The following is a 13,055-nucleotide window of genomic DNA, read 5'->3' as shown; positions in this document are numbered from 1 at the left end:
CGGCCCCCGCTCCTCCCACGTGGGAGGGGCGGGGGCGCTTCGTCGTGCGCGGAGGGGGTCCGGCTCGTTCGGTCCGCCTAGGCTCTCGCTCATGGAGACCTACGTGTACTCGACGATCCCTGATGACCGTGCCGACATGGACGGGGTCGTCAACCTTGAGACCGACTCCGACGAGTCGGCGGTGCTGCTCCTGGGAGCGCACATCAAGGCGGGCAACGCGTCGCCGCGCGGGCCCTTCACGCTCGTGCAGGGTAAGCGCGTCGTCCGGCGCTTCGAGGGGCCGGCGGACCCCGGTCTCGCGGTGCTCTAGTTCGAACGCGCGTTCGAACCGGTGCGACACTGGGCACGTGGAAGAGGTCCGGTGGCCCGGCTGGGTCGAGCTCGGACGGGGCCGGTGGCTCAAGGTGCCACCGCGACGGTGTCCGGCGTGCGCGTCCGCGTGGGGCGTCGTCCGGGACCGTCCGGGCGAGAGGTTCGTCCGGTGCGGGTGCGGACAGCCGTTCTGGCACACGCTCTGGGAGTGTCCGGTGTGCGGGGCGATCGCCGCGGAGGGGTGCGCCGACGTCGGCCGGTGGCAGTCCCACACGACGCCCGTCGGCGCGGAGCCCTCGCGGCGATGGTCCGTCCGTCCGCGGACGGGCGGCTAGGGTGCGGGGCATGAGGCCCTCCCGTGCGCGCGCCGTCCTCCTCGTCCTTGCCTCAGCGGTTGTGCTGTCGTCGTGTTCGTCGGTGGTCACCGTCGAGGAAGAGCCGCCCGCGACGGAGACGTCAACCGACGACGTCTCCATCGAGGAGCTTCAGACTGCTCTTGGCTGCACCGAGGGCGACGACGACCCGTCCACCCCGTCGGAGCACGCAGGCGCGGACGTTTACCAGTGCACCCCGGACACGTCCGTCGTGACGTTCGACTCCGAGGGTGCCAAGGTGCTCTACGTCGATTCGGTCTCATCGGCGATCGCGGAGCGCGGGACAGGAGATCGTCAGGTTGTCGGCGACGGGCTCTGGTCCGTCTGGGGCGACAGCAACGACGTCATCGCCGCAGCGATCGACCTCGGCGGGGAACTAACCGACTAGACCGCGAGCAGGACGGCGCCCGTGTCCGGTGTCCGGGTGTCCGCCCGTCGTGCGCGAGCCTCGGTGACGACGGAGCAAACGACCGTCCGGCCGAGGCCGAGCTTGTCGGCGATCGCGCGCCCTGACATGTCCGTCGTCAGGGCGAGACGGACGATCTCCTCGCGGTGTTCGGCCACGCGTCCGCGCGCCGCCGTCCGCGTCCGTGCGCCGTCCGGGTGTCCGCTGTCCGTCCGGGAGTCCGCCGCCTCGGTGTCCACGGCATGCAGCTCGGGCGCGCGCTTGACGACGAGCGCGACAGGCGCGAGGTCGCTGACGACGGCGGGAGCGTCCGCCTGTCCGGCGCTCGCTGCGGCCGTCTTGGTGTCCGCGTCCGTCTGCGCGCGGGTGGCCGGTCGGGCGATCATGCGGTCGGCGATCTCGTGGCAGCCGAGGAGGGAGCCGATCGGGAAGAGTCCGGCGAGTACCGCGCCGACGAAGCCCTCCCACCCGCCGGGGCCCGCGGACCACGCGTGCGCCGCGTTCGCGGACGCCGAGACGGCCGTCCAGAGCGCCACCCACGTCCAGGGCCGGACGGTGCTCTCGTGCCGCGCACGGGCTGCCAGGGCGCTGTAGGTGTAGACGAGGATCGCGCCGTCGATGAACGCCGGCACGAGGGGAGCGAGCTCGCGCGGGACGGCGGCCCAGGGTGCGAGGGCGGACAGCCCGGCGAAGGACAGCGTGAAGCTGATCGCGACGAGCGCGGACGTGGCGAGCATCGCGAGGATGAGCGCGCCGCGGGTGTCGGGGTTGATCCGGGCGGACGTCGTCGGGCGGGGCGTGGTGGTCATGGCGGTGGTCCTCTCGTGCGTGGTGGTGGTCAGCGGGCGGTGCGGGCCGCGGCGATCGCGGCGCGGACGTCGGCGATGGTCTCGGCCTGCGGGGGAGCGGCGGTGTGGGCGGCGTCGTCTTCGGCGAACAGGTCGCGGGTGGTGGTCGTCGGGCGGTCGATCGTCCGGGCTGCGGGTGGGGGTGTCGGGCCGGTCTGTGCGAGGGCGGTGAGGCGGTAGCGCAGCAGGCCGGGCCCGCGGGCGCCGGTCCAGTCCTGGGCGGCGAGCTCGCGGGCGACGTCGTCGGGCGTCCACCCGGCGGCGCGCAGCTCACGGCCGTGCTTGCGTGCCGCCGTGGCCGCCAGGCCGCGGGCGAGGGGGTGAGTGCGGATCTCCTCCACCACCCCGTCGAGCAGCGCGTCCCGCTCGCCGGCGACGTCCTCGACGACGGCGAGCGACCTGGTGGGGGGATGGGGCAGGGGATAGGACAGGGGATCCGGCACGCCTCGCGACACCCTTTCGTCGCGAGGCGACCCGAGTTCGTCGCGAGCCGACACCTGTCGCGGCGCTCGCGGCTCGTGCTCCTGGTGCTCGACGACGTCGACGTCGTCGACCTGGTCGTCGTGCTCGAGCTCGGCGACGGCGCCGGGCACGGTGAGCGCGTAGCGGGTCGTGGCGCCGCGCACGCCCGCCGAGGTGAGGGTGAGCCACCCGGCGTCGCGCAGGCGCCGCACGGCGGCCGTCGTGGCGGTCCTGCCAAGGCTCGTGCGGGCCTGGAGGCGCTCGGACGCGACCCACACCCGCAGCGGGCCGTTGGATGCGTGGTCGGCGTAGGCGAGCGCGACCAGCTTGTCTGTCGCGCCGAGGCTGGAGGTCCACACAGCGTCGCGCCACGCGTTCACATGGCGGCGTGCGGGCGACGTTGCGTCGCCCGTCGGGTGGGGGAGGTCACTGCTAGCGTGTGCAAGAGCCATCTCGGAATGTCCGTTCCTTGGTGGTCAGGCCCCGATCGGTGTTCGCGCACCGGCCGGGGCCGTTCTTCTGTTGTCACTCGGTCATTTGCCCTCTTCTGAACCGTCGTGTTTGCCGTGTACCCGTCCCTCGCCACGCTGCGGCTCGGGTTCTGAGCGGGCAGCACCCGGGGCGCGCACAGCTCACGTACGACACGACCGACGACAGACGAACGAGGGAGAACCATGCAGGGGTCGGGACGCAGGACGCCGTGGGCACGGCGAGCGGGGCGCGAGGCGCTCGGACGTCTGGTGCGCGGAGACGCGGAACGGGGCGACGTCCCGGGGTGGGTGCTCATCACGTTGATGACGGCGGGACTCGTCATCGCGTTGTGGGCGGTCGCGGGCCCGGCGCTGACGCAGGCCTTCAGCGACGCGATCTCGAGCGTGGGCGCTCCCTGAGGTGGCGCACGGAGACGGCCGCGGTACGGGGCAGGAGGACCCCGAGCGCGGGTCCGCAGTGGTCGACTTCACCCTGGTGTCCGTCCTGGTGCTCGTGCTGTTCCTCGGTGTCGTCCAGGTGGCGCTCGCGGTCCACGTGCGGGCGACGCTGGTGGACTGCGCGGCCGAGGGCGCTCGGGTCGCCGGCCGCGCCGATCGCGGTCCCCAGGACGGGACCGCCCGGACGAGGGAGCTGATCACGGCCGCGCTCTCGCCCCGCTACGCCCAGGACGTCGTGGCACGGCAGACGGTCGTCGACGGCCTCCCGGTCGTCGAGGTCACGGTCGCGGCCCCGCTTCCCGTGGTGGGCCTCCTCGGTCCCGCGGGTGTCGTGACCGTCGAGGGGCACGCGCTCGAGGAGGCGCCGTGATCCGTCGGCCGCGGGTGCTGCTCGACCGGCTCACCGGCGGCGGGCAGCGGGCGGAGCGGGGGAGCGCGGTCGTGGAGTTCCTGGGCGTGGCCCTCGTGCTGCTGCTGCCGGTCGTGTACCTCGTGCTGACGGCCGGGCGGCTCCAGGCGGCCACGTTCGCGGTCGAGGGCGCCTCGCGGGAGGCTGCGCGGGCCTTCGTCACCGCGCCGTCCGCGGACGACGGTGCGCGGCTCGCCGAGGCGGCCGTCAGGCTCGCGCTCGACGACCAGGGCTTTCCGGCCGGTGCCGACGTGCTGACGATCTCGTGCTCCGCCACGCCCTGTCTCGAGCCCGGGTCCGAGGTCGTCGCGCGGGTGAAGTTCGAGGTGCCGCTGCCGCTCGTCCCGCCGTTCGTCCGCGCAGCGGTGCCTCTCTCGGTCCCGGTCGAGGCGCGGCACGTCGCGTCCGTCGACGAGTACGCCGCGAGGCGGCCGTGACGCGCGCGGGTCGTGACCCGTCGCGGCGGAGGGTTCCGTCGGACGGGTCGGAGGACGGGCGGATCATGCTCCTCACCACGGCGTTCGTCGCGTTCGCGCTGCTGCTGGTCACGGTCGTGGTGAGCGCGACGCAGGTGCACCTCGAGCGCAAGCGGCTGTACGAGCTCGCAGACGCGCTCGCTCTCACGGCAGCGGACTCGATGGCACCTGAGTCGTTCTACACGGGCGCCGCCACCGCACCGGTCGAGAGCGGCGTCCTGACGCTCACGGACTCCTCGATCCGGTCGGACGTCCAGGACTACCTCGCGCGGAATCCGGGGGCGCTCGACGGTCTCCACGACGTCGTGGTGACGGACGCGTCGACCGCGGACGGGCGCACCGCGACGGTGAGTCTCGCCGCGCGGTCACGACCCGCGATGATCAGCTGGGTGACCCAGGCGTGGAGTGATGGCATCATCGTGCGTGCAGAGTCACGTGCCAGAGCGTGGTGAGCACCTGTTGCTGTTCGACGACGAGCATCCAGGAAAGGGCGGTTCGCAACGACGCGTGAGCATGCTCCCGCGCCTTTGTTTACTTTCTTAACTTTGGATGGCCACTTCTGGTTGGGACCTGTCAAAACCCCAGGTTCGCCGCTATGGTGATCCGGTCCGACAACAACTCCAACGATGGAGAGCTACAACATGAACGCACGAGCAACGAAGAAGCTCGTCGCCGGGGGTGCCCTCGGTGCGATGCTCATCGGCACGGTCGCCCTCGCGTCCGCTGCCTCCGCAGACCAGGTGGGCGACGACCAGGGTGTCGACGTCTCGGTCGAGATCGAGTCGAACGTCGAGCCGGGCAACCTCGCCCTCTCGGTCGCCTCGAACGCGACCTCGCTCACCGAGCAGGACTCGACCGTCGACGGCACCCGCGAGTTCACGGGCACCCTGCCGGACGTCACCGTCACCGACACGCGCACCGAGGTCGCCGAGGGCGCGTACTGGTACGTCGTGGGCAGCGCCTCGGACTTCACCGGCGACGCCGGCACGATCGCGGCGTCGAACCTCGGCTGGGCGCCGTCGCTCGTCAGCGAGAGCGAGAGCGGCCTCGTCGAGGCGGGCGAGGGTGTCGACCCCGCGCTCGAGGGTGGCGAGGGTCTTGCCGAGCAGGACCTCCTCGTGTCGGCCTTCGACTCGGCCGAGGTCAACCCGGAGGGCTCCTGGACCGCGAACGCGGGCCTCACGCTCCGCACCGCCGAGGACGTCGCCGCCGGCGCCTACTCCTCGACGATCACGCTCTCCCTCTTCGAGGACTGAGCACACCCGGTCCTCGTGACCTGACGGTCGGCCACGGTCGACCGTCGACCGAGCAGTCCACGGCGGGCCGCTCCACTCGTCCGGCTCCAGGTCGGATCGGGTGGGCGGCCCGCCGTCGTACGGAGAGAGCACCTGCGTGAACCCTGCACCACACCTGAGCCACCGACCGCGCCGGTTCGCCCGTTGGTTCGCCGCGGCCGGCACGGTCCTCGTCGCGGCCCTCGCGCCCGCGCTACCGGCAGGTGCCGCGGCAGGCGGCACCCTGCCGTTCGACACCGAGGACGTCATCACCTGGGGGGTCAAGCCCGCGGACGCGGACGGGCCGGACGGACGCACTCGCGTCGAGCTGGTCCTCGACCCCGGGGCGTCGGCGTCCGAGCACCTCGCCGTGTCGAACTTCAGCGACGTTCCCGTGACCTTCTCGATCCAGGCTGCCGACGGGTACATCAACCCCAAGGGCCGGTTCAACATGCTGCCCTCCGACCGGGAGTCGACGGGAGCGGGGACGTGGATCGAGGTCCAGGACTCGGTCGAGGTGGCGCCCGACGCGACGGTCGTCGTGCCGTTCACCGTCGCCGTGCCGGACAACGCCACCCCTGGGGACCACGTCGCGGGCATCGCCGCGACGGTGAAGAGCACCGGCGAAGGAGAGGGCGGGACGAGCGTCGGCGTGGAGAGCCGCGTCGGCTTCCGCGTCTCGACGCGGGTCACGGGAGAGGTGCAGCCGCTCCTCGCCGTCGAGAACGTCAAGGCGTCCTACACGCCGTCGTGGAACCCGTTCGCGGCGGGCGACCTGACGGTCTCCTACGACGTCGCGAACGACGGCAACGTGCGCCTCGGCGCCGAGGGTGACGTCGCGACGACCGGCTTCTTCGGTGCGGTCTCCACCGACCGCTCGGCCGCGGACATCCCCGAGGTCCTGCCCGGCGGCTCGCAACGCTCTCGCGTCGAGACGTCGAACGTGTGGCCGCTCGGCCCGGTCCGCTCGACGATCACCGTGACGCCGACGACGGTGGACGACGACCAGGTCGACGCGCCGCTCGAGCCGGTCACCGTCACCGTGACGACCTGGGCCGTCCCGTGGCCGCAGCTCCTGCTCGTCGCGATCGTCGTCGTCCTGATCATCGGTGTCCGCGACGACCGCCGCCGTCGGCGCCAGCGCCTGGAGGCGATGCTCGCGAGGGCACGTGACGAGGGTCGCCAGCAGGCGGGCGGGAGCGAGCCCGCGGCGTCGGGCACGGCCGCGCCCTCGGCCAAGGGCGAGCCGAAGGCCTGACCGCCCCGCGCCGTCGGGCACGGGTCTCCCGGCCCGACGGCGCGGACCGCGCGCGGGGTCGCGTAACCTTGAACCTCGTGGCCACCATCGACTTTCCGACCGAGATCAAGGCGCTGCGCAGCACGCTCGAGTCCATCGAGAGCGTGAGCGACCCGGAGGTGCTGCGCGCGAAGATCGCGGACCTCTCGGAGAAGGCGTCGGCCCCCGACCTGTGGGACGACCCGGACGCCGCGCAGAAGGTGACGTCGGCGCTCTCCGCGGCGCAGTCCGAGCTGGAGCGGGTGAGGAAGCTCGGACAGCGCATCGACGACGTCGAGACCCTGGTCGAGATGGGCCAGGAGATGGAGGACGAGGACACCCTCGTCGAGGCGGAGACCGAGGTCGGGGCGATCCGCAAGGACCTCGACCAGCTCGAGGTCCGCACGCTCCTCGCCGGCGAGTACGACGCCCGCGAGGCCGTCGTGACGATCCGCGCGGGCGCGGGCGGCGTGGACGCGGCCGACTTCGCGGAGATGCTCCTGCGCATGTACCTGCGCTGGGCCGAGCGCCACGGCTACTCGACCACCGTGCTCGACACGTCCTACGCCGAGGAGGCGGGGCTCAAGTCGGCCACGTTCGAGGTGAAGGCGCCCTACGCGTTCGGCCACCTCTCGGTCGAGGCGGGCACGCACCGCCTCGTGCGCATCTCGCCGTTCGACAACCAGGGCCGGCGCCAGACGTCGTTCGCGGCCGTCGAGGTCATCCCGCTCATCGAGCAGACGGACTCGATCGAGATCCCGGAGTCGGAGATCAAGGTCGACGTCTTCCGCTCCTCGGGCCCGGGCGGACAGTCCGTCAACACGACGGACTCCGCGGTGCGCATGACGCACATCCCCACCGGGATCGTCGTGTCGATGCAGAACGAGAAGTCGCAGATCCAGAACCGCGCCGCCGCGCTGCGCGTCCTCCAGTCCCGCCTGCTGCTCGTGCGCCAGGAGGAGGAGAACGCGAAGAAGAAGGAGCTCGCGGGCGACATCAAGGCGAGCTGGGGAGACCAGATGCGCTCCTACGTGCTCCAGCCGTACCAGATGGTCAAGGACCTGCGCACCGAGCACGAGGTCGGCAACCCGTCGGCGGTGTTCGACGGCGACATCGACGACTTCATCGAGGCCGGGATCCGCTGGCGACGCGGGTCGCAGCAGGAGGCCTGACCCGGCGCGAGCCCACCCGGGCGGTTGATCCGAGCAACGGGTCGATGCGCCCGGGCGCGGCGTGTCCGCCCCGCCGGGCCGGAGACGCGTGCCTACCCTCGGGATCGTGCGACGAACCTCGTTCGTCCACGGATCGACCCCCGACCCGAGGAACGTGCCGCTGTGATCCGCTTCGAGAACGTCACCAAGGTCTACGCGCGCGGCGCGAGGCCGGCCGTCGACGACGTGTCGATGGAGGTTCGCCGCGGCGAGTTCGTCTTCCTCGTCGGCGCGTCGGGCTCCGGCAAGTCGACGTGCCTGCACCTCGTCCTGCGCGAGGAGCGCCCGACCAAGGGGAAGGTCTTCGTCGCGGGCCGCGACCTCGGGTCGATGTCGAGCTGGAACGTGCCCAAGCTGCGGCGACAGATCGGGGTCGTCTTCCAGGACTTCCGCCTCCTGCCGAACAAGACGGTGTTCGAGAACGTCGCGTTCGCGCTCCAAGTCATCGGCAAGCCGCGGCACACGATCGCGATCACGGTGCCCGAGACGCTCGAGATGGTGGGCCTCGCCGGCAAGGAGAAGCGGCGTCCGCACGAGCTCTCCGGCGGCGAGCAGCAGCGCGTCGCCATCGCGCGCGCCATGGTGAACCGGCCGCCCATCCTGCTCGCCGACGAGCCGACCGGGAACCTCGACCCCACGACGTCGCTCGGCATCATGCGCCTGCTCGACCGCATCAACCGCACCGGGACCACCGTCGTCATGGCGACGCACGACGAGGAGATCGTCAACCAGATGAGGCGCCGGGTCATCGAGCTCGACACCGGCACGCTCGTGCGCGACCAGGCGCACGGCGCCTACGGGGCCCGGGGGCAGGTCATCCCCGACCCGGACCGCACCGCCTCGGTCGCCACGACCGGGCCCACGACCGGGCCCACGGCCCGCACCACGACCGACACCGCACCGGAGTCGGCACCGACGACGGCCGTCCCTCGCGCGCAGCCGGCCGCGGCCCGGCCGGCCGCCGAGGAGGAGCCGGCCGAGCCGCCGTCGCGGCGCTCGGTGCGTCGCCACGTCGAGGCGACGGCGGGGGAGTGATCGGCGTGCGACTCCAGTTCATCCTCGCGGAGCTCGGCCAGGGCCTGCGGCGCAACGTCTCGATGACCGTCTCGGTCGTCCTCGTGACCTTCGTGTCGTTGACGTTCGTCGGCGCGTCCATGCTCCTCCAGGCGCAGATCGGCAAGCTCAAGGACGACTGGTACGACAAGGTCGAGGTGTCCGTCTTCCTGTGCCCGACCGGCTCGCCGTCGCCGACGTGCGCCGCGGGCGAGGCGACCCCGGACCAGATCGCCGCGCTCGAGGGCGTGTTCGAGTCCGAGCTCGCCGACGAGATCCAGACCGTGTACTTCGAGTCCAAGGACGACGCGTTCGCGGCGTTCCAGGAGCGGTACCCGGACGGCTACCTCGGCACGCAGCTCACCGTCGACGACATGCAGGCGTCCTTCCGGCTCAAGCTCACGAACCCGGAGAACTACGAGGTCGTCAACGACGTCGTCACCGGGCGCCCGGGGGTCGAGGTGGTCGAGGACCAGCGGCGCATCTTCGACTCGCTCTTCCTCGCGCTCAACCGTGCGTCGCTCCTCGCCGCCGGCCTCGCCGCGGTCATGCTCCTCGCCGCGGTGCTGCTCATCACGACGACGATCCGGCTCTCGGCGCTGAGCCGCCGCCGGGAGACCGGCATCATGCGGCTCGTCGGGGCGTCGAACCTGTTCATCCAGCTCCCGTTCCTCCTCGAGGGGGCGATCGCGGCCGTGCTCGGGGCGCTCCTCGCGGTCGGCGGGTTGTGGGTGGGGGTGAAGTACCTCGTCACCGACTGGTTGTCGCAGTCCGTGACGTGGGTGGCCTACGTCGACGAGTCGGACGTGCTCCGCATCGCGCCCGTCCTCGTCGGCATCGCGTTCCTGCTGGCGGCCGTGTCCTCGGTCGTCACGCTCAACCGGCACACGAGGGTGTGAGATGACCCGGGACCTCCGCCGCGCGACCGCGGCCCTGATCGCCACGACGATGCTCCTCGTGGGGGGTGTCGCGTCGGCCTCCGCCGACGACATCGACGACCGTCGCGCAGCGGCAGAACGGCGCCAGTCCGAGATCCTCGGCAACCGCGAGCAGCTCCAGTCCGAGCTCGAGGACACGGACGCCGAGCTCGCGCAGGCGGTCGTCGACCTCCAGGCGATCGAGGCGCGACTGCCCGTCGCCCAGGCCGAGCTGGACGCCGCCGAGGCCGAGGTCGAGCGGACCCAGCGCGAGGCGGAGCTGCTCGCCCAACGGCTCGAGGACGCGCTGGGGCAGGAGGCCGCGATCAGCGCCGAGATCGAGCGCGGCGCGACCGAGGTCGCCGACGCGAAGTCCAGCATCGCGGAGATGGCACGTCAGGCGTACCGCGGTCAGGGCGACGTGTCGAGCCTCGGCATCGTCACGGGCGCGCAGAGCACCGAGGAGTTCATCGAGGAGTACGCGGTCTCGTCGACGGCGGCGCGCAGCCAGTCCCGGTCGCTCCAGGACCTCCTCGAGGCCGAGTCGGTCGCCCGCAACCGGGAGGCCCGGCTGCAGGCGGTCCGTGAGACGGTCGCCGACCTGAAGAAGCAGGCCGACGAGAACCTCGTCGCCGCCGAGGCCGCGCGCAAGGCTGCGGCGGACCGCAAGGCCGAGGTCGAGCAGCTCATCGTCGACCAGCAGGCGAAGAAGGCGACGATCGAGTCGCGCAAGGCCGCGGCCGAGGCGAAGGTCGCCGAGAACGAGGCCGCGCAGCAGTCGTTGCAGCAGGAGATCAAGGGGATCATCGCCGAGCAGGCGGAGCGCGACCGCAAGGCCGCCGAGGAGGAGGCGCGGCGCCAGCAGCAGCAACAGTCTTCCGGCGGCGGCGGCGGCGGGTCGTCGGGCGGCGGTGGCGGCGGAGGAGGGGGTGGCGGGTCCTCGTCCGGGGGCGACCGGGGCAGCATCTCGAGCTTCCTGTCGTACCCGACCGCGGTGCCGCACGTGACGTCGAGCTACGGGATGCGGCTGCACCCGATCCTCGGGTACTACCGCCTGCACGCCGGGACCGACCTGCGCGCCTACTGCGGGACCCCGATCATGGCGGCCGGGCCCGGGACGGTCGTCCACGCCCAGTGGCGCAACGGCTTCGGTAACCAGGTGCTGATCAACCACGGCACGGTCGGCGGCAAGAACCTCATGACGAGCTACAACCACCTCACGCGCTTCGCGGTCTCCTCCGGACAGCAGGTCGAGAAGGGCAAGGTCATCGGCTACTCCGGCAACACCGGGTTGTCGGGGGCGTGCCACCTCCACTTCGAGGTGTACGTCAACGGGTCCACCATCGACCCGATGTCGGTCCTGGGCTGAGGGCGTCCGCCGAGCCCGGCCGGGTCGCGCGCCACGGCCCGACCCGCGGCGTCCGGCCGCGGGGGATAATCGGTACCGGACGTGGCCGGGCACCCGTACGCTGGTGCGCCGGCCGACGGCGGCCCCGCACCCGGCTCCCGCTCGGCGGGTCCGAGGCGGGGCCCCACGGGCGACGACACGACAGCGAAGGACGGTAGGACACGGATGGCGAAGGACACCGGCCGCAAGGTCGTCGCCAGCAACCGCAAGGCACGCCACGACTACGTGATCGAGGACGTGTACGAGGCGGGGATCGTCCTGTCGGGCACCGAGGTCAAGGCGCTGCGGATGGGGCGGGCCTCTCTCGTCGACGGCTACGTCGCTGTCGACCGGGGCGAGGCGTGGCTCGAGAACGTCCACATCCCCGAGTACACCGAGGGCACGTGGAACAACCACGCGCCGCGTCGCAAGCGCAAGCTGCTCCTGCACAAGGAGGAGATCCTGCGCCTCGAGTCCAAGACGCGCGAGAAGGGCCACACGATCGTGCCCCTCGCGCTGTACTTCCTCGACGGCCGGGCCAAGGTCGAGATCGCGCTCGCCCGCGGCAAGAAGGAGTACGACAAGCGGCAGGCCCTGCGCGAGAAGCAGGACAACCGCGAGGCGCAGCGCGCCATGCGGCAGCGCGAGGTGCGCTGAACCGCGGGCGCCTCCGGGCCGACGGCGGCCCCACCCGCTGGTGACGTCGTCGCCCTCGACGTACGGTCGAGGACGAGACGACGACCACGAACCTGGAGGCCCCATGGTCAAGCTCCGTCAGTACATCCCGCGCCTCGCGGCGGGCGCGTACATCCTCAACTCCGGCCTGAACAAGCGCGGCGCGGACGAGGCGACCGCGCAGGGGATCCACGGCATGGCGGCAGGGACGTACTCGTTCCTGGGGGACGTCGAGCCGAAGCAGTTCACCAAGGCGCTCTCGACCACGGAGATCGCGCTCGGCGCGGCGCTCGTCGCCCCGTTCGTCCCGACCGGGCTCGTGGCCGTGGGCCTGGGCGTCTTCTCGGCGGGGCTCGTGGGCATGTACCTGAAGACCCCGGGCATGACGCGCGAGGACGGGGTGCGGCCGACCGAGCAGGGCACCGGGCTCGCGAAGGACGTGTTCCTCCTCGGGATCGCGGGCGGTCTGCTCGTGGACGCCCTGAGCCGCAAGAAGTAGTCGCCGGCGTCGCGAGCCGGGCTGCGCCCGGGAGGTGCGGAAATATCGGTGCGGCGACCGACGTTCATCCCGTAGGCTTGTCCTGCTGAGCGAGGACCGGGTCCGCCCGGGAGCCGCGCAGTGATTGACAACTCCACAGGGGGTGATCGGTTTCGACGGTGGTCGTGCTTCGAGGAGAAGCGGGCCGAGGATGCAGGCTTATCTCGTTAACGATGTCTGCAAAACACAGGTGCCGATAACAAGCGCACCGACTTCGCCCTCGCCGCCTGAGCGAGCCCCGAAGTCCGTCAGCCCGAGCTAGCTCTCGACTCGGATCCTGGCGTCATCTAGAGAGCCACTGCTCGTAGTCCTCGTCATCGGGGCTGCGGGGACTTTTAGGTGACTGAGCCCGTCCGCATCTTGTCTGCGTGAGTGCGGGGGCCGAGAAAAACGACAGTAGACTGCGCCCGGAGAAGTCCTCGATCGGCGTCACCGGACCGGGGTTCGATTCCCCGCACCTCCACCCCTGCGGCGACGGCCCGCACCCCTCGAGGGTGCGGGCCTGTCT

At 71.8% G+C, this 13,055-nt stretch carries 14 protein-coding genes, 1 other RNA gene and 1 pseudogene; 14 read left to right on the top strand and 2 right to left on the bottom strand.

Annotated features, from left to right (window positions below; translation table 11 throughout):
* The first annotated feature begins 91 nt into the window (after positions 1 to 91).
* Together ACFVQZ_RS33310 and ACFVQZ_RS33305 are read left to right on the top strand one after the other, a co-directional pair.
* Complete coding sequence (locus ACFVQZ_RS33310) at positions 92 to 310, top strand: hypothetical protein (protein WP_378234697.1); 219 nt, start codon at positions 92 to 94, stop codon at positions 308 to 310.
* 347 nt (positions 311 to 657) lie between these two features.
* Complete coding sequence (locus ACFVQZ_RS33305) at positions 658 to 1,074, top strand: hypothetical protein (RefSeq protein ID WP_378234696.1); 417 nt, start codon at positions 658 to 660, stop codon at positions 1,072 to 1,074.
* Here ACFVQZ_RS33305 and ACFVQZ_RS33300 read toward each other — a convergent pair.
* On the bottom strand, positions 1,071 to 1,901 hold the full coding sequence (locus tag ACFVQZ_RS33300; protein ID WP_378234695.1) for a DUF2637 domain-containing protein: 831 nt from the start codon (positions 1,899 to 1,901) through the stop codon (positions 1,071 to 1,073). The two genes, ACFVQZ_RS33305 and ACFVQZ_RS33300, sit on opposite strands and share 4 nt — an antisense overlap.
* A 29-nt stretch (positions 1,902 to 1,930) precedes the next feature.
* Positions 1,931 to 2,761 (bottom strand): hypothetical protein, encoded by an 831-nt coding sequence (locus ACFVQZ_RS33295; RefSeq protein WP_378234694.1) that lies wholly within the window; start codon positions 2,759 to 2,761, stop codon positions 1,931 to 1,933.
* Between the two features lie 532 nt (positions 2,762 to 3,293).
* Between ACFVQZ_RS33295 and ACFVQZ_RS33290 the strand changes: the two genes are divergently transcribed.
* The 12 genes and pseudogenes from ACFVQZ_RS33290 to ssrA all read left to right on the top strand — a co-directional run bounded on the left by ACFVQZ_RS33290 (position 3,294) and on the right by ssrA (position 13,013).
* The gene (locus tag ACFVQZ_RS33290) at positions 3,294 to 3,701 is read left to right on the top strand and encodes a TadE/TadG family type IV pilus assembly protein (protein ID WP_383628523.1); all 408 of its coding nucleotides are present in this window, start codon (positions 3,294 to 3,296) and stop codon (positions 3,699 to 3,701) included.
* Complete coding sequence (locus ACFVQZ_RS33285) at positions 3,698 to 4,177, top strand: pilus assembly protein (protein WP_378232041.1); 480 nt, start codon at positions 3,698 to 3,700, stop codon at positions 4,175 to 4,177. Before ACFVQZ_RS33290 ends, ACFVQZ_RS33285 begins: the two co-directional genes overlap by 4 nt.
* A 65-nt stretch (positions 4,178 to 4,242) precedes the next feature.
* On the top strand, positions 4,243 to 4,668 hold the full coding sequence (locus ACFVQZ_RS33280; protein WP_378232039.1) for a hypothetical protein: 426 nt from the start codon (positions 4,243 to 4,245) through the stop codon (positions 4,666 to 4,668).
* Between the two features lie 189 nt (positions 4,669 to 4,857).
* Positions 4,858 to 5,472: a hypothetical protein gene (locus tag ACFVQZ_RS33275; RefSeq protein WP_378232037.1), complete on the top strand. Its 615-nt coding sequence runs from the start codon at positions 4,858 to 4,860 to the stop codon at positions 5,470 to 5,472.
* Between the two features lie 136 nt (positions 5,473 to 5,608).
* Complete coding sequence (locus tag ACFVQZ_RS33270; RefSeq protein WP_378232035.1) at positions 5,609 to 6,748, top strand: hypothetical protein; 1,140 nt, start codon at positions 5,609 to 5,611, stop codon at positions 6,746 to 6,748.
* A 77-nt stretch (positions 6,749 to 6,825) separates the two neighbouring features.
* Entirely contained in the window at positions 6,826 to 7,938 is a 1,113-nt protein-coding gene (gene prfB / locus ACFVQZ_RS33265) for a peptide chain release factor 2 (protein WP_378232033.1), read from the top strand.
* Positions 7,939 to 8,100: 162 nt separating this feature from the next.
* Positions 8,101 to 8,778 (top strand): annotated as a pseudogene (gene ftsE, locus ACFVQZ_RS33260) (cell division ATP-binding protein FtsE); the annotation flags it as partial.
* A gap of 239 nt (positions 8,779 to 9,017) precedes the next feature.
* Positions 9,018 to 9,929 carry a permease-like cell division protein FtsX gene (ftsX, locus tag ACFVQZ_RS33255; RefSeq protein WP_378232029.1) on the top strand — a complete coding sequence of 304 codons (912 nt, stop codon included), beginning with the start codon at positions 9,018 to 9,020 and terminating at the stop codon, positions 9,927 to 9,929.
* Position 9,930: 1 nt separating this feature from the next.
* Positions 9,931 to 11,316 carry a peptidoglycan DD-metalloendopeptidase family protein gene (locus ACFVQZ_RS33250; protein ID WP_378232027.1) on the top strand — a complete coding sequence of 462 codons (1,386 nt, stop codon included), beginning with the start codon at positions 9,931 to 9,933 and terminating at the stop codon, positions 11,314 to 11,316.
* Between the two features lie 204 nt (positions 11,317 to 11,520).
* Positions 11,521 to 11,991 (top strand): SsrA-binding protein SmpB, encoded by a 471-nt coding sequence (gene smpB / locus ACFVQZ_RS33245; RefSeq protein ID WP_378232025.1) that lies wholly within the window; start codon positions 11,521 to 11,523, stop codon positions 11,989 to 11,991.
* A gap of 103 nt (positions 11,992 to 12,094) precedes the next feature.
* Positions 12,095 to 12,508: a hypothetical protein gene (locus tag ACFVQZ_RS33240; protein ID WP_047234046.1), complete on the top strand. Its 414-nt coding sequence runs from the start codon at positions 12,095 to 12,097 to the stop codon at positions 12,506 to 12,508.
* Between the two features lie 138 nt (positions 12,509 to 12,646).
* Positions 12,647 to 13,013: a transfer-messenger RNA gene (ssrA, locus tag ACFVQZ_RS33235) on the top strand.
* Positions 13,014 to 13,055: the final 42 nt, after the last annotated feature.

The organism is Streptomyces sp. NPDC057854, assembly GCF_042797055.1.
Taxonomy (GTDB): Bacteria; Actinomycetota; Actinomycetes; order Streptomycetales; family Streptomycetaceae; genus Streptomyces.
Note: the sequence above shows the minus strand (reverse complement) of the source record. Positions and strands in the feature narration are given on the sequence as shown.

Bases quoted from the DNA above. Each gene is read 5' to 3' on its own strand.
- ACFVQZ_RS33310 (WP_378234697.1), top strand. From the start codon at position 92: ATGGAGACCTACGTGTACTCGACGATCCCTGATGACCGTGCCGACATG.
- ACFVQZ_RS33275 (WP_378232037.1), top strand. From the start codon at position 4,858: ATGAACGCACGAGCAACGAAGAAGCTCGTCGCCGGGGGTGCCCTCGGT.
- ACFVQZ_RS33305 (WP_378234696.1), top strand. From the start codon at position 658: ATGAGGCCCTCCCGTGCGCGCGCCGTCCTCCTCGTCCTTGCCTCAGCG.
- ACFVQZ_RS33250 (WP_378232027.1), top strand. From the start codon at position 9,931: ATGACCCGGGACCTCCGCCGCGCGACCGCGGCCCTGATCGCCACGACG.
- ACFVQZ_RS33280 (WP_378232039.1), top strand. From the start codon at position 4,243: ATGCTCCTCACCACGGCGTTCGTCGCGTTCGCGCTGCTGCTGGTCACG.
- ACFVQZ_RS33240 (WP_047234046.1), top strand. From the start codon at position 12,095: ATGGTCAAGCTCCGTCAGTACATCCCGCGCCTCGCGGCGGGCGCGTAC.
- smpB (WP_378232025.1), top strand. From the start codon at position 11,521: ATGGCGAAGGACACCGGCCGCAAGGTCGTCGCCAGCAACCGCAAGGCA.
- ACFVQZ_RS33300 (WP_378234695.1), bottom strand. From the start codon at position 1,901: ATGACCACCACGCCCCGCCCGACGACGTCCGCCCGGATCAACCCCGAC.